The sequence below is a fragment of the Veillonella sp. ZSJB6 genome (genome assembly GCF_051549505.1).
GTDB lineage: Bacteria > Bacillota > Negativicutes > Veillonellales > Veillonellaceae > Veillonella.
This window is the reverse complement of the sequence record NZ_JBPUGE010000001.1, coordinates 153927-172814: the sequence shown is the minus strand read 5'-3', so window position 1 is coordinate 172814 and position 18888 is coordinate 153927. Positions and strand designations below refer to the sequence as shown.

General features: G+C 38.1%; 17 protein-coding genes. 5 read left to right on the top strand and 12 right to left on the bottom strand.

Annotated elements, in window-relative coordinates; all coding sequences use genetic code 11:
- Positions 1-8: 8 nt before the first annotated feature.
- The 8 genes from ACSV5T_RS00785 to ACSV5T_RS00750 form a co-directional block, all read right to left on the bottom strand.
- Positions 9-1154: a cobalt-precorrin 5A hydrolase gene (locus ACSV5T_RS00785; protein ID WP_287514961.1), complete on the bottom strand. Its 1146-nt coding sequence runs from the start codon at positions 1152-1154 to the stop codon at positions 9-11.
- Positions 1155-1158: 4 nt separating this feature from the next.
- Positions 1159-1920 (bottom strand): precorrin-4 C(11)-methyltransferase, encoded by a 762-nt coding sequence (cobM, locus tag ACSV5T_RS00780; RefSeq protein WP_024064141.1) that lies wholly within the window; start codon positions 1918-1920, stop codon positions 1159-1161.
- A gap of 1 nt (position 1921) precedes the next feature.
- A complete protein-coding gene (gene cbiT / locus ACSV5T_RS00775; RefSeq protein ID WP_054748358.1) occupies positions 1922-2509 on the bottom strand; it encodes a precorrin-6Y C5,15-methyltransferase (decarboxylating) subunit CbiT in 588 nt (195 codons plus the stop codon).
- A complete protein-coding gene (gene cbiE / locus ACSV5T_RS00770; protein ID WP_298632213.1) occupies positions 2506-3132 on the bottom strand; it encodes a precorrin-6y C5,15-methyltransferase (decarboxylating) subunit CbiE in 627 nt (208 codons plus the stop codon). Before cbiE ends, cbiT begins: the two co-directional genes overlap by 4 nt.
- Positions 3108-4226, bottom strand: a complete 1119-nt coding sequence (gene cbiD / locus ACSV5T_RS00765) for a cobalt-precorrin-5B (C(1))-methyltransferase CbiD (RefSeq protein WP_296007218.1) — start codon at positions 4224-4226, stop codon at positions 3108-3110. The genes cbiE and cbiD overlap by 25 nt, the downstream gene beginning before the upstream one ends.
- Before the next feature lie 72 nt (positions 4227-4298).
- A complete protein-coding gene (locus ACSV5T_RS00760) occupies positions 4299-4793 on the bottom strand; it encodes a YajQ family cyclic di-GMP-binding protein (protein WP_004696277.1) in 495 nt (164 codons plus the stop codon).
- A gap of 314 nt (positions 4794-5107) precedes the next feature.
- Positions 5108-5836, bottom strand: a complete 729-nt coding sequence (locus ACSV5T_RS00755) for a hypothetical protein (RefSeq protein WP_438320001.1) — start codon at positions 5834-5836, stop codon at positions 5108-5110.
- 152 nt (positions 5837-5988) lie between these two features.
- Positions 5989-7593: a WG repeat-containing protein gene (locus ACSV5T_RS00750; protein WP_438320000.1), complete on the bottom strand. Its 1605-nt coding sequence runs from the start codon at positions 7591-7593 to the stop codon at positions 5989-5991.
- Between the two features lie 205 nt (positions 7594-7798).
- Between ACSV5T_RS00750 and ACSV5T_RS00745 the strand changes: the two genes are divergently transcribed.
- The 3 genes from ACSV5T_RS00745 (at position 7799) to ACSV5T_RS00735 (ending at position 11439) form a co-directional block, all read left to right on the top strand.
- Positions 7799-8698, top strand: coding sequence for an RluA family pseudouridine synthase (locus tag ACSV5T_RS00745; protein ID WP_438319999.1), 900 nt, complete (start codon positions 7799-7801; stop codon positions 8696-8698).
- A gap of 251 nt (positions 8699-8949) precedes the next feature.
- A complete protein-coding gene (fba, locus tag ACSV5T_RS00740) occupies positions 8950-9879 on the top strand; it encodes a class II fructose-1,6-bisphosphate aldolase (RefSeq protein WP_077708526.1) in 930 nt (309 codons plus the stop codon).
- Between the two features lie 3 nt (positions 9880-9882).
- The gene (locus ACSV5T_RS00735; protein WP_438319997.1) at positions 9883-11439 is read left to right on the top strand and encodes a putative polysaccharide biosynthesis protein; all 1557 of its coding nucleotides are present in this window, start codon (positions 9883-9885) and stop codon (positions 11437-11439) included.
- A gap of 115 nt (positions 11440-11554) precedes the next feature.
- Here the strand turns inward: ACSV5T_RS00735 and ACSV5T_RS00730 are convergent, their stop codons facing one another.
- Together ACSV5T_RS00730 and ACSV5T_RS00725 are read right to left on the bottom strand one after the other, a co-directional pair.
- Positions 11555-12892 carry a hypothetical protein gene (locus ACSV5T_RS00730; RefSeq protein ID WP_438319995.1) on the bottom strand — a complete coding sequence of 446 codons (1338 nt, stop codon included), beginning with the start codon at positions 12890-12892 and terminating at the stop codon, positions 11555-11557.
- A gap of 272 nt (positions 12893-13164) precedes the next feature.
- Positions 13165-14202 (bottom strand): AEC family transporter, encoded by a 1038-nt coding sequence (locus tag ACSV5T_RS00725; RefSeq protein ID WP_438319994.1) that lies wholly within the window; start codon positions 14200-14202, stop codon positions 13165-13167.
- Between the two features lie 238 nt (positions 14203-14440).
- On the opposite strand from ACSV5T_RS00725, the gene ACSV5T_RS00720 reads away from it, so the two are divergent.
- Both ACSV5T_RS00720 and ACSV5T_RS00715 read left to right on the top strand, forming a co-directional pair.
- Positions 14441-15181: a gamma-glutamyl-gamma-aminobutyrate hydrolase family protein gene (locus ACSV5T_RS00720; protein WP_438319992.1), complete on the top strand. Its 741-nt coding sequence runs from the start codon at positions 14441-14443 to the stop codon at positions 15179-15181.
- A gap of 15 nt (positions 15182-15196) precedes the next feature.
- Complete coding sequence (locus ACSV5T_RS00715) at positions 15197-16504, top strand: APC family permease (RefSeq protein ID WP_105089368.1); 1308 nt, start codon at positions 15197-15199, stop codon at positions 16502-16504.
- 150 nt (positions 16505-16654) lie between these two features.
- On the opposite strand, the gene ACSV5T_RS00710 is transcribed toward ACSV5T_RS00715, so the two are convergent.
- Complete coding sequence (locus ACSV5T_RS00710) at positions 16655-17494, bottom strand: hypothetical protein (RefSeq protein ID WP_303929991.1); 840 nt, start codon at positions 17492-17494, stop codon at positions 16655-16657.
- 1 nt (position 17495) lies between these two features.
- The gene (locus ACSV5T_RS00705) at positions 17496-18839 is read right to left on the bottom strand and encodes a hypothetical protein (protein ID WP_438319989.1); all 1344 of its coding nucleotides are present in this window, start codon (positions 18837-18839) and stop codon (positions 17496-17498) included.
- Positions 18840-18888 lie beyond the last annotated feature (49 nt).

The window sequence follows — 18888 nt, the reverse complement described above, 5'->3', positions numbered from 1 at the left end:
AATGCCGATTACTTTGATGTTACCTGTGCAATGGCTACCGTTGTTTTGGGATAAATTGTTTTGTGCTGTATTAGTGTTCGGCTCTTGGCCGCTAGTAATGCCGTTGTCTCGCATACGTTTCCTACTCCTATAGTTCCTTTTACAAAATTAGATTCTTTTAAATCTTCTTCTTTAATAAGTGGTGCCATCTCGTCCTGTGTATAGAACACGATAGGCCACCCCATAATTTGCATGGCCTCTAAGAGGCCTACTTCATCTTGTTTAACGATGACCGATGCAGCCGTTACAAGGCTCTTTGGTGAAAGCTTATGTGCTGCTAGCGACTGTTGTATGGCATCAAGAATTAATTCCTTCGGCGTATCTCGGCGACAGCCAATGCCCATCGTATACGTACGAGGGCGCAAAATCAATTGATGTCCATACTCGGTAATTACTTTGTCCGTAATGACTACGCGAGAAGCACCGTCCTCAGTGCTTTCATTCTTACATGGAATAGACTCTAGTTGATTCAAAGAAACAACATGAACCACACCATGTTCACCAATATGAGCTTTCGCCGCTTTCTCTAAATGCTCAGCATTTGGTAAGCTTGCATCGATATAATAATCAACCTGTTCTCCCCCAACGATGGCAGAGTTCACATTGATTAAGGTTTGAAAATCATCTACCAACAGATGCTCGTGGCGCGCCAACACGTCAGGCGCTGGCAACCCGTTTACATCCGTAGCAGTTGTAATAACAGGGTCCGCATCGATGGCCAGCGAAATGGACTGCGTCCATTCGTTGGCGCCCCCAAGGTGACCAGACAATAAGCTAATCACATGATGTCCTACTTCGTCCATTACGACTACTGCAGGATCCTTTGATTTATGCTCAATATATGGTGCGATCATGCGCACTACAATACCAAGTGCCATAATACACAGTACTTGGTCGTAATCCTTGAAAATCTGTCCAATATGATTTTTGAGGGAATCGAAATAAATAGCCTCACCACCGGAGGGACGGTTTTCCTTTTCAAAGCAATCCGCATGGGGAGCCACCAAAGACTTGATGCGTTGACCTAGCTTTGCACCTCGTTCAGATACAGAGAGAATAGCCGTTCTATTCTTCTTAGCTCCAGTCGTAGATGCAACAGTTTCTAGTTCTTTCATCATACTAGTCCTTAGCACTGCGGTACATGTGAGCAAAGCCTTTGTCGTAGAGTTTAGATAATTCGTATTCACTATCTAATACATGGCTTACTACGATCATAGCTTGGCGCAATACGCCTTCTTTTGCTACGATGTCCGCAATAGTTTCCAATGTGCCGCGGATAATGCGTTGGTCTGGCCAAGACGCTTTTACCACGATAGCCACTGGAGTCGTTTTGTCATAACCGCCTTCGATAAGTTCAGCCACTACTTTATCTAACATTTGAACGCTAAGGAAAATACACATTGTCGCTTCATGAGCTGCTAACATGCGCAATTTTTCCTTTGGAGGCATTGGTGTACGGCCTTCCATACGCGTAATAATTACTGTTTGAGATACATTTGGCAATGTATATTCTTGTTTCAAAGCTGCTGCTGTAGCAAGGAAAGAACTTACGCCTGGTACGACTTCATAAGAAATGCCCATGCCAGCGAGTGCATCCATTTGTTCTTGAATAGCACCGTAAATAGCAGGGTCACCTGTGTGAAGACGAACTACACTTTTACCAGCCTCAACAGAAGCTTTCATAACAGCTAACACCTCATCAAGGTTCATAGTAGCACTGTTATGAATTTCACAGCTTGGTTTACAAGCCTCTAAAATGGCAGGGTTTACCAAGGAGCCAGCGTAAATAACAACGTCTGCCTCTTGCACTAAACGATACCCTTTGCGAGTAATTAACTCGGGATCTCCAGGGCCTGCGCCTACGATATGTACGTCAACCATATTACTCTCCTTCTGCGATACGCGTTGCAGATACAATGAAAATTGGACTCAATGGGTCTAACAAATGATAGGGACCAGCCTTGCGGTAACGGCTAATGGACATTTGGTAACCTTCATAGGTGAAAGGACGACCTTTCAACTCTTTAAGGATTGTATAACCAGTTTCCATTGTTACAGCAGTTACAACTAAACGGCCACCAATTTTTAATAGACGTTGTGCCTCGTCCATAATGCCTGTCATACCGCCAGCGCTACCGCCGATAATAACCGCATCAAGCTCAGGTAATTCTTCCATACCTTCAGGAGCTTTGGACTTAATAACTGTCATATTATTTACATTGAATTTCTTCATGTTTTCATTGATAAGGTCGATGCCTTTATCAAAGCGCTCAATCGCATATACATGCCCTTTAGGAGCTGCTAAGGCTGCTTCAATAGAAATAGAGCCTGTACCAGCACCAACGTCAAGGACAATGCTATCCTCCTCGATGCGTGCCTCGTTCATAACGGCTTTGCGAATCTCGCATTTCGTCATCGGCACGTCGCCGCGGATAAATTCCTCATCAGGAATTCCGAAAAAATGTCTCATCCTAATACCACCATTACAGAATGACCAAAGCCTTCAAGCTCAGTTAATACCTCTAGCGTGGAGTCTACAATTTTTTCATCATCATAGCTCAAGCGCTCAAGGGCTGCTGCTCTCGTTTCTTTTGGCCAACCTGCATCTATTAAAATACGCGCAATATGCGCTGGATTATATTCAGGATCCGTCAAGAACCCCATCTTTTTACCTGCTTCATACACGAGTTTTTCAGGCGCTGGTTGGCGACCGTGAAAGCTCATTAAATCCGCATCATGCCACACCTCATTGAGTCGAGCAAAGGCAAAGGTCATAGAACTAATGCCTGGCACAACCTCAATAGGATTGGCAGGGAATTTCTTCTTTAAATATGGCAACAAGCTATAGTAGCCTGTATCACCACTTACCATAACGACAACGTCATGATGGTTGAGCTCACGCTCAATTTGCTCAGCTAGCAGGCTAAGCTTACCTGTTACAGGATATGTAATTTGGCCAGGCTCTTGAAAGTCCTCTAAGGACCGTTCGCTACCGACCAATACTGTAGCATGTTTAATTAAATTAAGGCCTTTAGGTACCACATAATCAGGATTACCTGGACCAATGCCTACGATATACAAGGTATGTGCCATTGTTCAAGCTCTCCTATCTCTTTAGCATGCTTATCCATTGCCAAAATCTCACCTTTTAAAGTGGTAATAATGATACCTACCTCTGCCTCGTTAGCAATATATCGCTCACTACGCAAAGATGCACGATCTACAACGCGTTGGTATACACCATTCAGTCCTTCGCGCTCCAAAATAGGGAACGTAGACTCTGTGGTTTGGCAATTAAATAACTCTTCACACACCGCTTGGGATGCCCCTTCTAAAGCAGCATAAGCTACGATACTTTCCATGCGGCCATCACTCATGCGATTGTGGGTGTGGAAACTACCACTAGCTAATTTGATTAGCTTACCAATATGACCGATGATCAAGATACGCTTGAAGCCAATTTCAACGGCTTTTTCGAGCATAAAGCCGATAAAATTACTCGTTTCTGCCATTTGGTTCTTATGAATACCCAGAACTTGCTCCGCAAGATCCTGACCAATACGGCCTGGCACGAGAACAGCCGTTTCACAGCCATTGGCTTTCATAACTTTCAACTGAGGCACCAACGAGTTTTTGAATCCTTCTTCACTCATGGGCTTAACGATACCAGTGGTTCCAATAATAGAAATACCACCTTCGATACCGAGTGTATGATTTAAGGTTTTCTTAGCTAAAACCATACCATTTGGCACGCTCACCGTTACCGTTACACCTTGACCATGCACACAATGCTCGTCAAAGACGATTTTCATCATCGCTCGAGGTCCTGGATTGATGGCTGGTTCTCCTGGCGGCATAGCAAGGCCCGGTTTAGTTACCGTCCCAACGCCAAAGCCTGCTCGGAATCGTAGTTCACCAGTATCATCAAGTGTCACTGTCGTCTCCACATCATTGCCATGGGTTACATCCGGATCATCGCCGCCGTCTTTCATAACGGTCACCTTAGCCTCTGTATCAGATAGTACCTCTACGGCTTTAATAGGCACCTCAATGTACTGACCTTGAGGATTCTCAATGACCACTTGGTCCACGATGTTCTTATCTAAGAGGGCCAACAAACCAGCTTTCATACCTGCCGTAGCACATGAACCTGTGGTATAGCCACCCTTCATGTCCTCTACTCTCATAAGGCCTCCTACACCGATAGGGTTAGCGATCCTATGAAATCAAACTAACCCTATCTTTATGGACATATATTATTAGGAACGGAAGTTAACGAATTGCAATTCTACAGGAATATCCAATTGTTTTAACATTTGAATAACGGCTTGCAAATCGTCTTTGTCCTTACCAGATACGCGCACTTGATCCTCTTGGATAGATGCTTGTACCTTAATTTTCATGTTTTTGATTGCTTTTACTACTTCTTTAGCATTTTCTTTAGTAATGCCTTTTTTAATAGTAATGATTTGGCGAACTGTGGCACCAGCTGCTGGTTCAACCTTACCGTAGTCAAGATTTTTAATTGCTACATTACGTTTAACCATTTTGCCTTTTAAAACATCGATAATGGCATTCAATTTATATTCATCATCACCGATGATTTTGATAGTGTCACCTTCAAGACTAATTTCCGCTTTGGAGCCACGGAAATCATAACGAGTACCAATCTCTTTTTTCGCTTGGTTTACCGCATTATCTACTTCCTGCATATCCACTTCGGACACAACGTCAAAGGAACAATCTTTAGCCATTTTATACCTCCTACACCTGAACCCGTTGGGCATGGGGTTCATAGCATTACTTTCATCATCCTCATATTCCAAGTGAAAGTGTAAATGTACACCAAATCGGAATATATCTCTATAATTATACCTTATAACACGCTTATTTTCTAGGTAAATCGATTTTTTTAATTATAACTATTATTAATCATAGAAGGATTATTCAGACTATAAAGAAAAGTAAGTATTAGCTATTTCAAAAAACAAAATATCCGGTACCCAACAGATACAATCTATCGATACCGGATATTTAATCACTATAATATTTTCATATGAATCTTAATCTATCTTGTTGGCAACACAATATTTTGTCCAGATGGTTTACTTGGGTTCATAGCATTTGGAAGATCTTCTACTGTTGTATTTAAATCTGTATCAGCAGCTACCACAGCAACAAACTTTTGGCCTGGTTCATAGTAAATGTTTGTCCCCTTCATAAATAAGCCACCAACTAGGCTAACAGCAGCAGCCACAGCTACAGCACCATTATCAGAATGACCTTTACCTTTTACTTGGGCATCGAGAGGAACTGTAACTCCATTAACAGTTTTAATTTCATTTATGCTAAATTCTAATCTACCTTTGCGGCCAAACATACCGTTTTTTCTAGACTTTGTAATTGTTCCCAGTACTTCTTGATTTGCTGGAATTACTACAACATTATTTATAAGAAGATTTTCTAATGTTTTTAATCTAAAAGTATTCCCCTCTTTACTTCGTTTGGAACTAATTGGAGTAATTAATTCTAATTCAATCTTTGTATCCTTAGGAATATAAGCATGACCATTAATAATAGAACTTGTGCGTACAGTTGAAGATGAATCTTCATTTTTTAACAGTTGAATACGATTAACACCTGATGGCATCTCTGTTTTTACAACAGAGTTCTCCCCTGCAGCTTGTCCTGTAATATTTTCTCCATGCGCAACTGTCGGCATTAAGCAACCCAAACCAATACAACCAACAACCAATAATTTTAAAAGTGCTTTAGAAGATTTCATATGTACCCCCAAAAACAAATAAAAACATATAACTATACATTATAGGCTCAGTATACCATATCATGAATTTTTAATGAACCAATTATTTTAGTTATAATATTTGTTATGAGTTCGTAGCAAATAGCGCAAAAGATTAAACATAGAAAATTTTGACCAAATACGATTTATAGCACATTAACTGCATCATACATTGGTTGAACAACCCATTCACCGTTGGAGTTCATTACACCCCATTTTCCATTAGACTTCACTGCGCCATAACCATGTCTAAATGGTACAGTTTTACTAATCAACTTATTCTTATCATGGAATAAAACTTTACCACTCTCATCAATTAATTGATAATCGTTAGAACCTTTATGAACCCAAGCATAGGCCCCACCAAATACATCTATTGTCATATCCTTAGTTGTTGTAAATACAATATTACCGGATTGCATATCAATTAAGTATTTACTTTCACCTTTTGTAGCCACCATCCGAGTAGCACTTACAAAATTAATTGAATCATATACAAATGGATTAACTTGTTTTCCTGTTTCTAAATTAAAAATACCAGCTTTTCCATTATCTTTATTGATGAGTACTAACAAAGCATTAATAGTATCCATTTCCCCTGCATCATAATTACCAGGTTGAATAATATACTCACCATTACGATTCATAAATCCTAATTTACCTTGATTTTTAACAAGTGTACCATAAGCTGTCATTGGCCATACGGCATCATTCTTGCTATCAATGATGATATTGCCACTGCGGTCCAAATAACCACGTTTTACACCATCATAAACTGGGTTCCAAGCATCACCATAATAAATCCCACCTTGACTGCTTAAACCTATGCCTACAGCCATGCTTAAAAATCCACCTAAATTAAACTTACTAATATGACGTCGATATTCGGCCAATCCATTCTTAAATTCATCAATATCGTCTGTAGGAGATTCAAAAATTGGATTGCCGCTACCATCAATAGCTATAGTTTTACCTTTAGCGCTTTTTACAAAGGCACGATCTTCACTAAATTTTGTATACACTTCCTTAAATTGTGGCTCAATCACCGTTTTGTTAGAAGCATCTACAAAACCCCATTTATTTTTTACAGAAACGGCTGTATAAGAATCACTTGGATAAGAAATAGAGTTTATTTTAACATCGCCATTGGATAAATTTTTTACCATTTCGCGACGTGCCAAAATATCTTTATCATGCTCACCATAAGTGTCAACACCACTAGAAATCACAGAACCATCAATGTTAATATGTTCTAATGTTTTTTTAGTATATGCAAAATATGTACCATCAGCAGATAATGATGGATCAATATCTAAATACTGTGGTTCAAGCAAAACTTTACCGTCTGTACCGACTACGCCCCATTTCCCTTTTTGTTTTACTGTTGCCAATTGACCCAACTTAATAAAGTTATCATTGTCAATTACTGCTTGTATCGATTTAAGAGCCGCTGGAGGGTGATGCTGAGCAGAAAGAATTGGCACAACAACATAATCCGCCATGCGTCCAGCACCAACCGATACGGATACACCGCTAGATTTAGCTTTAGATTTTTCCATAGTTGAAACTGAAGTAGAGGATGTTGCTGTTGTATGTTTCTCACTAGTTACACGCGTACTTGCAGATGTCGGTGTATCTTGATTTGTCACAGTTTTACTGCTAGTAGATGTTGTTGTAGTTGCTGCGAAAGCACTTGTAGACATAGCCGCCAACACACAAGCGACTAATAAGGATTTCTTATTCAGTTTCATAAACCTCTCCTTTTACAAAGCAAACCATATACTCATCAATATATGATTTTAAGAAATTGAACTGCCAAAGCATTCAAATAAATAAAACACCAATACATAAAAAATATATAAAAAACATTAATAAAAATTATACTATATGCACTCTATAAAGACAACGAATTATGAAAAATTCTTCATCCATTATTTATTTGATATAATACTATGTATGAAAACAGCAACTATTATCGACTTGATTGTAGATTCCAACGTACATACCCAATCTATGAATCATATTATAAAACAACAGCATATTTCCCAACGTATGCGACGGCGTTTGCGAAATGACGGCATTATAACAGTCAATGGAAATACAGCAACGTGGAATACCCTCGTACATGGAGGTGACCATCTCGTTATGAAATTAACCCCTGAACAAGAGTTTAGTTTAAGCCCTATGGACCTCGATATCGTATACGAAGATGAATATATTTTAGTCATCAATAAAGAGGCAGGTATTCTGATGCATCCCACCTCAACGGTACGAGATCATACCTTAGCAAACGGCGTTCTACATTACTACCAAGAGACAAATCAGCATTATGATTTCCATCCTGTCCATCGATTAGATAAAGACACCTCTGGAATTGTTATCATCGCCAAAACCTCTATAGTCCAACATGCTTTCGATAAAAAGCGTACTCATTTCCATAAAAACTACGACGCTATAGTAGAAGGTCAATTACCTACTAATCACATAAGCGTACAGTGGCCTATAGGACGTAAATCAGGTAGTATTATCGAGCGTTGCTGCACGAATGAAGGTAAGCCTGCTCATACAGATATAACTGTCATTGAGAGTAATACCATTGTAAAGAATAAGATTGAGCAATGCTTTACCCATGTGCAATGTTTATTACATACAGGTCGAACGCATCAAATTCGGGTCCATCTATCTCAACTAGGATATCCACTTGCTGGCGATGACCTATATGGTGGCCACTTACAATATATTCAACGTCAAGCACTCCATGCATCGCGCGTTAGCTTTTACCATCCCATGACGGATGAATGGCTAGAATTACAGGCATCAATACCATCGGATATGGAGTCATTACTCACCAATTAAGCTAATGTATTTCTGGTAAATTAATACCGATACATAAAAATTAGCCCACATGGGCCATAAAATTAGACGAAATTTATGCATAAGTTATACAAAAAATATTGGCCCTTTATAGTGTTTCTTGATATACTTAACTTGAATTGATATATGATTGCAATACACTAGTATTTCATCTAGCTCATATGCGCTAGAAAGACTAGCAGTCACAGTATTAATAACATGATATGACAGGCCCTATGGCCAAGGAGGACAACATGCCATTAGTTACTACTACAGAAATGTTCAAAAAAGCCTATGAAGGCGGCTATGCTGTTGGCGCTTTCAATGTAAACAACATGGAAATCGTACAAGGTATCGTAGATGCAGCCAAAGAGGAACAATCCCCTCTTATCTTGCAAGTATCTGCAGGTGCTCGTAAATATGCTAAACATATTTACCTTGTAAAACTCGTAGAAGCAGCTCTTGAAGATAGCAATTTACCTATCGCTCTTCACCTTGATCACGGCGATTCCTTCGAAATCTGTAAAGACTGTGTAGATGGTGGTTTCACATCCGTTATGATCGACGCATCTCACCATGACTTCGATGAAAACGTAAAAATTACTAAACAAGTTGTTGAATATGCTCACGCTCATGGCGTTGTAGTAGAAGCAGAATTGGGCCGTTTGGCTGGCGTTGAAGATGATGTAAACGTATCCGATGCAGATGCTCGCTTCACTGATCCAGAACAAGCTGCTGAATTCGTACATCTTACAGGCGTAGACTCCTTAGCAATTGCTATTGGTACTAGCCACGGTGCTTATAAATTCAAAGGCGACCCTTACCTTGACTTTGACCGTTTGAAAAAAGTTGGCGAATTGTTGCCTAACTTCCCTATCGTATTGCATGGCGCATCCTCCGTATTGCCTGAATTCGTAGCAAAATGTAACGAATTTGGTGGCAACATTCCTGGTGCACAAGGCGTACCTGAAGAAATGCTTCGCAAAGCAGCTCAAATGGCAGTTTGCAAAATCAACATCGATACAGACCTTCGCCTTGCAATGACTGCATCTGTACGTGAATACTTGGCTCAAAATCCATCCGAATTTGACCCTCGTAAATACTTAGGACCTGCTCGTGATGCTATTAAAGGCATGGTAGCTCACAAAATTAAAAATGTATTGGGTTCTTCCAACAAACTATAATCAATGGCTAGTGGATTTTTAAAAGGAACCTTAATTTTAACCATTGCCGGTTTCGTAGTGAAAGCCATCGGTAGTATTAACTGGATTCTTCTATCCCGTATCTTGGGTGGTGAAGGCATCGGTATCTACCAGATGGCCTTTCCTATCTATTTGTTACTATTACAAATTTCGAGCGCAGGTGTGCCGATTGCCATCTCTATTTTGACGGCAGAACGATTAGCCTTACACGACTTTGGTGGTGCTAAGAGAGTATTCAATATATCTTTTACAATGTTAACCATTACAGGCTTTATCGCCAGTCTTGCCATGTACTTTGGTGCAGATTGGTTGATCTCTAGTGGTCTCATTGCTGAAAGCCGTGCCTACTACTCTATCATCGCGCTCGCTCCGGCAGTATTCTTTGTAACGTGGATTTCCTGCTTCCGCGGGTATATCCAAGGCTATGAAATGATGACGCCAACGGCGGTCAGCCAAATCGTAGAACAACTATTACGTGTTATCGTCATGCTCGGTGCTGCGGCAATCTTGTTACCTTATGGTCTACCGGCTGCTGCAGGTGGTGCTAGCTTAGGTGCTGGTGTCGGTGCCTTTGGTGCCTTTCTAGTGCTCTTGTACTACTATTATAAATTGCCTAAGGCTAGTAGTACTGGTGAAAGCTACGATGGTCCTCGTGAATCAGCTAAAGAAATTTTGTCACGACTCTTAACATTGTCTATTCCAATTTCCTTAGCAAGTATCATGTTGCCATTGACAGCCAACCTCGATTTGCTCATCGTACCACGTCGACTCTTAGATGCTGGTTTCCCGATGAATGAAGTAACAGAACTGTTCGGTTATCTTACAGGTATGGCAGTGCCACTCATCAACTTAGCTACCATTATTACAGCGGCCCTAGCAACAAGCATTGTACCAGCTATCTCTCATGCCTTTGCAAAACGCGATCATCAAGGTATTTATGAACGTACCTCTGGCTCCATGAGATTGACATTTATGGCTACTGTACCATTTACGGTACTATTATATGTCTTAGCTGCCCCAACAGTTACCTTGATTTATAATGCACCTAAGGCAGAATTAGCTACACAAATCACTGCGTTCTCTATCTTCTTCCTTGGTGTACACCAAGTAACAACAGGTATCTTACAAGGTCTTAACAAGCCGCGTATTCCTGTAATTAATATGGGTATTGCGTTAGTAATCAAAGTCATCCTTAACTGGACATTAACGGCTATCCCATGGCTTGGTATCGGCGGTGCCGCTTGGGCAACCGTTGCTGATATTGGTTTTGCAGCGTTACTCAACTTATTTTACATCAAAAAATACACAGGCTACTTCCTCGATATTTCCCTTCTATGGAAAAATGTGGTCAGTGCCGGTGTCATGGGTATACTCATCTTTATGAGTTACCACTACTTAACAGATATCTTACCAATGTGGGTTAACTTCATACTCACAGGTATCGAAGGCTTATTGCTCTACGTTATTATCATGGTTCTTCTAAAAGGACTTAATAAAAACGATGGCGCAAGCATGCCACTCATTGGTAGATTCTTTAGATAATTATATAAAACCAAGAGGACTGACTTATTGAACTGCACCTCCCAAAATTGTGTCCAATTTTTGGGGTGCAGTTCATATTTAAGCCAGTCCTCTTTTTATACTACCTATATAGATACTATTTATTGAAAATTTTTGTATCACCAAAAACATCAGGTGGTACACCTAAACCTAGTTTTATCTTATTATAGTTTGTTTTATTTCTCTTATTATCCACATATTGTATCATATCTCTAATTTTATAATTACTTACATGAATATCGTGTGGTTTCTTTACCATATATGTATAACGATAATTGTCGTCATATACAGTCATAGTAAACAATGTGTATTTATCTCCTTCAACCTCTAAATACACACCTGGTGTAGCATCATTCCAAACGGTAGCCGATTGAATTGGTTTCCTTTTACTTAACGATTCAGTATAAACAAAATCATTTAAATAGTTAAATAAAACATTTTGCTTTTTCACGTTATCTACAGATGACAAAGGAGTAACAATGATCTCTTCTTTTATATTTCCAGAAGAATAATTTATCTTATAGCCACCATTCTTAAGAGTCTCACGACCAATATGCTTACTATTTTTAAATACTTGGAAAGTAAAGTTTTCTACACTAACTGGAGTCGTATTTTCTAAAATAGCTGATGCAGGTTTGATAGAAGGCAAAATAGTATTAACTAATGGTGCCATAGTTGAATTCATGATTTCTTGTTCATTATCTTTCAAAACATTATGATTTAAACGACCACTCATCTGATAGCCTATGTGATAACTTCTAGTAGGTGATGTAGGGAGTGTAAAATTTAATGTACCTATTATATTATCTGAATCATATTTGATTACATCCCAAGTTGCCTTCTCGATGCCTTTATATGCAAAAGTGCCACTACCTAACATCTTAGAACCATCAGGACGTATATCTCCTTTGCTCCCTTCAAATTCTTTACGCAATATATCACTATTTAGCTTACTGTATTCAATATTGGTATTCTCCCAAAGATTACCCTTTGGTTGAGGGCGAACTTCATAGCCTAATTGAGCAATTCGAGAAAAAATACGTCCCATTCTAACGACATCTTTTGTATTATCTAACCTTGCAATTCCTATACCACTTTCATAAGGAGCTGTAAATTTTATATCTGTCCCATTATCACGTAAAATTAAAACTGTCCGTGAATACATAATCGCATTATTTAATTCTTTAGTAGCATAAATATCAGACTCTAACTTTGACTTATCATAATTAGGGTCTTTTGCTCGAATAGCAGGTATTTCTTTTTCTATACTCTGATCCATTAAGCGCGTTACTTTAGGATCTATCCGATAATGCTGATATGCATCTTCTGGTGCAGGAGGAAAAGCACCTGGAATATTAATATCAATCCCATAAGACGGTCCCACACCTAATGTAATACCTAAAAGACCTAACGTTATTACTCGTTTCCAATTCATAAATACTCTCCTCTATATACTAGCTCTCAATTTAACAAATATTATATCTAATTATTAATTTTTTATCAATTTTATTTAAAATTTTATTATAAATATATTATTTGATACAGCTAATCATAGAGTGTAGAAGAGTTGTTAAACTTCTTACAGAATATAAACTCTTTATACTTGTATCAATATTGCAGGTACAAAGTTTTATATAGATGAGGTAATACATTAACCATACACAGTATCATAAAAATAAGGAGAAGGAATTTAACCTTCTCCTTATTTTATGTAGTTATGCCTATCATAGTTAGGATTTCCATAATAATTGGTATAGCTACCACAAATAGTATTGTACTAATCATGACAAGCCCTGTAGCAAATGGCAAGTCAGATTTCGATTCATTGGCTACGATTGGTAATACCGCAATAACGGGACCCGCCGATTGCACAACAAAGGTAATGATTGCTATTGGTTCTAGGACGATACCGGCTCCATATTGCAAGCCCATAATGACACAGAACATGATAATCGGTGAAATTACAAAACGACCTATGATTCCACCAATGGAATCCTTATTAAGTCTCATACTTTGAAGCCCTGCATCATGAAGTACAATACCAATATAAATCAAAGATAATGGTGTTACCATATCACCTAAGTAATTTAATGTAGTATGCAAAATTGGTGCTAACGGAATTTCAAAGAATAAGAATATCAATGCTACAAAGAACCCTAACAATGGTGGAGGTAATAACTTCTTCAAATCAAATTTAAACTTCTTACGCTTTGTTTCTGTAGCTATTGTGCTATTCCTTATACTATCAGATTTATTATTACTAAAACTTAATTCGACATTAGGCAGTGGATCTAATTCTATAAGGAATACCCCTACCATCCATACTGAAATAGTGTTACCGATATAATATAACAAGAAATATGGTAGAGCATCTTGACCAAAGAGGGCGATTTGCACTGGCAATCCAATAAATAAGCAGTTATCATTAACTACCATATTTATAAAAATACCACGCCTACCTCGAGGTACTTTCAGTACTTTCATCATGATAAAAGCAACGATATACGCAATTACATAGGTTAATGTAACGGCTAGCATTCCATATCGAAGATCCCATAAATCCGATGTATGTAGATGATGCAATACAGATACGAATACACCGGCTGGTAACGCAACAGACATGATAAATCTAGATAGATTACCACTAAATATAGGGTGAAACATTCCTCGCCCTTTTAATATATATCCCAACGATATAAGCAGTACAATTGGTATAATGCTCTGTAAGGATGTAAGAAAGACCATAGTAAACCTCCCGTACAGTTTATTCGTAATCTATCATACCATGTTTTTAATAAAACATATACAAATATAATTATCCCTATAAAACTAATATGAATTCCAGAAAATGTAACAATGTTAACATATTTTAGAATGTATAAGTTTTATAATTAATTACAATAGTAGTATTATTTATTCACGAATATTTGATATACTTAAACTATACTAATTGTACAAATTTTTACACATATGAGGTGATATTATGACAAAACCATTCATTGGTGTATCGGGCAATATCTTACGGGATACTAGTGGTGCTTACGTAGATTTATTGCGTTCCTACGTAAATCAAGACTATCCACGTTCTATTGAGGAAGCTGGTGGCATTCCAGTAATTATTCCATTCACTAAAAATCTTGACGTGGCTCGCGAAACAGTAGCAAAACTAGATGCCCTATTATTATCTGGTGGCCATGATGTATCTCCACTAAATTACGGTGAGGAACCATTACAAGGCTTGGGCGACGTATTTCCAGAACGAGATCAATTCGATTTTGCATTACTGAAAGCAGCGGAAGAAAAACAAATTCCTATCTTTTGTATCTGCCGAGGCATTCAAATTTTAAATGTATATCGTGGTGGCACTCTATACCAAGATTTGAAGTATGACGAAAACTGTACGATTAAACATTCACAAAACCAAACACCTTCTCTTGGGACTCATACAGTAGACATTGAGTTTGAATCAAAATTAGCTAGTGCAATTGGCCGCTCTACATGGATTACAAATTCTCATCATCATCAAACAGTAAAGCATGTTGGTAAAGGTTTACAAGTAGTAGCTAGAGCTAAGGATGGTACTGTAGAGGCATTAGAGGACTCTTCCTATCCTTGGTTAGTAGCATGCCAATTCCATCCAGAAATGATGTCTGAAACTGATGAGAATGCAAAGCGTTTATTTGCTGCCTTTGTAACAGCAGCTCAAGAAAATATAACTAAATAGTAGGAAGGTTTTATTATGAAAGAAACAGGAAAATTTGGCTTCTGGAGTATTGTACTCCTAGGCATCAATGGTATTGTAGGGACAGGTATTTTCCTACTACCAAATAAAGCGTATTCTATAATTGGTTCAGCTAGTTTAGGCGTCCTGCTATTTGACGCTGTTATTGCAGGCTGTATCGCCCTTTGCTTTGCAGAGGCAGCTAGCCTATTTACACGTAATGGTGGCCCTTATCTATATGCAAAACACGCATTAGGTGACTTTTGGGCCTTTGAAGTAGGCGTTTTAAAATGGATTGTAACCGTTATTGCCTGGGCAGCCATGGCCGTTGGCTTTGCTACCGCATTAGGTGCTGCTGTACCAGCGTTAAGTGGTGATTTTGCCAAGGATGTCATTTCATTCATCTTGATTGTAGGTCTTACCATTGTAAACATCTTTGGTGTTAACGTATCTAAATTCGTTAACAACTTAATCACTATTTCTAAATTAGTCCCTCTTGCTCTATTCATTGCAATTGGTATCTTCTTTATTAATGGAGCGAACTTTACACCAGTCTTCCCTCAAGATGTATATGTAGATGGATCATTTGCGCAAGCTGCGGTTCTTCTATTCTTTGCCTATACAGGATTTGAAGTTATTGCCATTGCTGCAGAGGATATGAAAAATCCTAAAAAGAATTTACCACGTGCTATTATCATGTGTATGCTTCTCGTATCTGTCCTTTATATGGCAATCCTTGCCGTATCTATTGGTGTACTTGGTACAGATTTAGCAAATACTAAGGCTCCAGTACAAGATGCATTCAATGTGATCGTTGGTCCTGTTGGTATGTATATCGTATTAGTAGGTACCTTAATCTCTATGGGTGGTATCAACTTTGCGGAAGCTTACTATGCTCCTCGTGTGGCTACATCCATGGCTGAAGATGGCATGCTACCAAGTGCTTTAGCAAAACGTAATCGTTACAATGCACCATATGTAGCAGCGATTGTTACTGCCATTGCCAGTGTATTACTTGCATGGTCTGGTTCCTTTACAACTCTGGCAGCCATCAGTGCGGTTTCTCGTTTTACACAATACCTACCAACATGTTTGGCTGTTATTATCTTCCGTCGTAAATGGGCAGACAAAGCTCGGTCTTACACAATCCCTGGGGGCTATTTAATCCCAGTCATCGCTATCGGCACATCTTTATGGATGCTCGCCCAAGCTCAAACCAACCAATTACTTTGGGGTCTAGGCGGCTGCATCATAATCTTGCCATTCTACTACTCCTACTGGAAAAAGAAAAAAGCTGGACTTATTAAAGACAATGACGAAATGTAAATAATACAAAAAACTACCAGTTATTCATAATATCTAGTGGCTTATCCTTCCATAGTAGAAGGTCTGTTTAAAAGATATATGTTTAACTGGTAGTTTTTATTTTATCTATTAATCGTAATTAAATTAGATCTATCAAAAAAGTAGTATCGACTAATATAGATCCTCTTCTATAATAGTGTCCTTCGTTAAGTCCTCTTCGATGTAGCCAACTTCATCAGTAGCTTCGTCTTCATCTCGTGTGTCGATATAGATACTGATAAGTGCTAGTGCACCTTCTTCATTGAGTGTGGCAATAGCACTCATAGGACCATAGGTTAAAATAAGACCATCTTCTTCATCGCGAATGATATGAGGCACTGCATCAAAGTGTTGGTTCATTAATTGATCAAAGTAATCCTCTACATCAAGGCCGCTTTCCAGAGTTATAGATTCAGAATCACCCTTTTGGAATACAACGCGCGTGTCTTCATCGATATATTGATAGAAATCATCTACATCGACATTCGCAGTTTCAAGCCACATGCTTAGGGCTGTAATCCAATCTTTAACAGTAGTTGGTGCAGAAATAAAAGCATATTCACTTTCATCGTCACCAAAGCGAAGATCATCATACTCAATGCTATAATTTTCTTGGCTAGAAACGATACGGTCTACAAGACCTTCATCATTTACGTCTACAAAAATCATGTACACATAATTATCGCCGCTTTCATAAGAAACTGTTAAACCGTGACGGCCCTCATGGAATAGTGCATCCTCCTCGTACACATCGGTAATATGCATGACCTTGCACGTAACAGGCACATTATCGGCCTTAATAGACTCAGTCATAGAGGATAAAAACTCAATACTTTCATTTCGATTGCGCCCAATAATACCACGACCTGTGGACATGTACTCACAATCTTCACTTAAAATATGTTCAATACCGTGAATATCTGCGGATTCAAGAATAGATTTTATCAATAAAAGAGCTTGTATTTCAGTCATACTACTTCTCCAAATCTTTTTTTACTATATCATCAATATTAGCAAGATCAACATTACCCTTGAATTTCTCAGGAATAGTAACTAACTTAACATCAGTTATCATATTACGAAGTTGTTCTTTAGTATAAGACATATTTCTATTATAACTCAATATACTAGTTAAAGCTGTTGTTCCGTCCTGAATATAAAATATCATTCTCCCCTCTTTATTAGCTTTCTCTTGTTCCACTAGAATACCTGGTACACCATCATTCCATACAATGCGTTTAGAGAAATGGACATAGCCTTCAGGGAATTGAACTGCATTCATAATCACCTCATCCATAAAGCTGGCTAGCGCAATAGAATCAGTTCCCCGTTCCTTAGCTATGAAATCTATAAAGATAGTTTGTGTTATACCAGAAGGACTTTTATAAAATAAACCACTTTTAAAATCGGCAAAAGTAGCACTAACTTTTGCATCATTAAGAATACGATAAATAAAATTTTCACCGTCTATTTTTGTTGTATGAGAATATACATTGCTATCTGTTAGTGGTTTTATAGATGGTAACACATAATTAACCAGTATAGGACTAATTACCTGCCCCATATCTCGCTTAGCTTCAGTTATACCTACATGATATCGAATCGTCGAATCATTATCAAAAGCAAAGCTTAAATTAGAGTAAAATTGATCTTTATTATTTTTCTTAATTTCGGCATACAAAGAATCCCAGTAACTATCAGTTAAACCAATATACGAAAAACTCGCTCCGTGGATATCTTCTGGTTTATAAGAAATCGATTCAAACTCTTTTATGTTTGTAGGTCGTTTATAATCTTTACGTAAATCCTCTTCCGTAATCGAATTAAATGGCTTTCCCATATAATCAGAACTTTGCCAATTCTGCTTATTTTCAACAATTAAGCCTGTTGTCATATTATGAGAGAAAAGTTCATACCCTATATATTTATCAGTCATATTATGCTTCTGTACCTTATAATAACTCATATAAGGTACAAGGAAACGAATCCCCTTGCCACTATGATCAATAACCTCTGTTTGCCCCTCATACAGATTAAGGGGACCTACATAGCTTTGTCGAATAACTGTTTCAGCCTCTTTTTCAGACAGGCCATTTTCTATGTACAGTTGCTTAGTTTTATCATACTCTTTGCTTTTTTGAAAGTCTCTTAATGCTCCTTCTTGTATGCTTTTAATTGAAGAATCACTATGTATATAACTTTCATAAGCATTTATAGGAATTCTATGATCAGCACCAGGAATATTAACATCAACAGCCCCTACTAAAGTAGTAATTAAGCTGATATATATTGAAAATACTATTGTTTTACGAATCATATACCTCTCCAGTTTCAAAGCTCTCAACTATAGTACGTTAATTGTAACA

Coding starts and splice junctions, on each gene's coding strand:
- ACSV5T_RS00785 (WP_287514961.1), bottom strand. CDS start 1,154: ATGAAAGAACTAGAAACTGTTGCATCTACGACTGGAGCTAAGAAGAAT.
- cobM (WP_024064141.1), bottom strand. CDS start 1,920: ATGGTTGACGTACATATCGTAGGCGCAGGCCCTGGAGATCCCGAGTTA.
- cbiT (WP_054748358.1), bottom strand. CDS start 2,509: ATGAGACATTTTTTCGGAATTCCTGATGAGGAATTTATCCGCGGCGAC.
- cbiE (WP_298632213.1), bottom strand. CDS start 3,132: ATGGCACATACCTTGTATATCGTAGGCATTGGTCCAGGTAATCCTGAT.
- cbiD (WP_296007218.1), bottom strand. CDS start 4,226: ATGAGAGTAGAGGACATGAAGGGTGGCTATACCACAGGTTCATGTGCT.
- ACSV5T_RS00760 (WP_004696277.1), bottom strand. CDS start 4,793: ATGGCTAAAGATTGTTCCTTTGACGTTGTGTCCGAAGTGGATATGCAG.
- ACSV5T_RS00750 (WP_438320000.1), bottom strand. CDS start 7,593: ATGAAACTGAATAAGAAATCCTTATTAGTCGCTTGTGTGTTGGCGGCT.
- ACSV5T_RS00745 (WP_438319999.1), top strand. CDS start 7,799: ATGAAAACAGCAACTATTATCGACTTGATTGTAGATTCCAACGTACAT.
- fba (WP_077708526.1), top strand. CDS start 8,950: ATGCCATTAGTTACTACTACAGAAATGTTCAAAAAAGCCTATGAAGGC.
- ACSV5T_RS00735 (WP_438319997.1), top strand. CDS start 9,883: ATGGCTAGTGGATTTTTAAAAGGAACCTTAATTTTAACCATTGCCGGT.
- ACSV5T_RS00730 (WP_438319995.1), bottom strand. CDS start 12,892: ATGAATTGGAAACGAGTAATAACGTTAGGTCTTTTAGGTATTACATTA.
- ACSV5T_RS00725 (WP_438319994.1), bottom strand. CDS start 14,202: ATGGTCTTTCTTACATCCTTACAGAGCATTATACCAATTGTACTGCTT.
- ACSV5T_RS00720 (WP_438319992.1), top strand. CDS start 14,441: ATGACAAAACCATTCATTGGTGTATCGGGCAATATCTTACGGGATACT.
- ACSV5T_RS00715 (WP_105089368.1), top strand. CDS start 15,197: ATGAAAGAAACAGGAAAATTTGGCTTCTGGAGTATTGTACTCCTAGGC.
- ACSV5T_RS00710 (WP_303929991.1), bottom strand. CDS start 17,494: ATGACTGAAATACAAGCTCTTTTATTGATAAAATCTATTCTTGAATCC.
- ACSV5T_RS00705 (WP_438319989.1), bottom strand. CDS start 18,839: ATGATTCGTAAAACAATAGTATTTTCAATATATATCAGCTTAATTACT.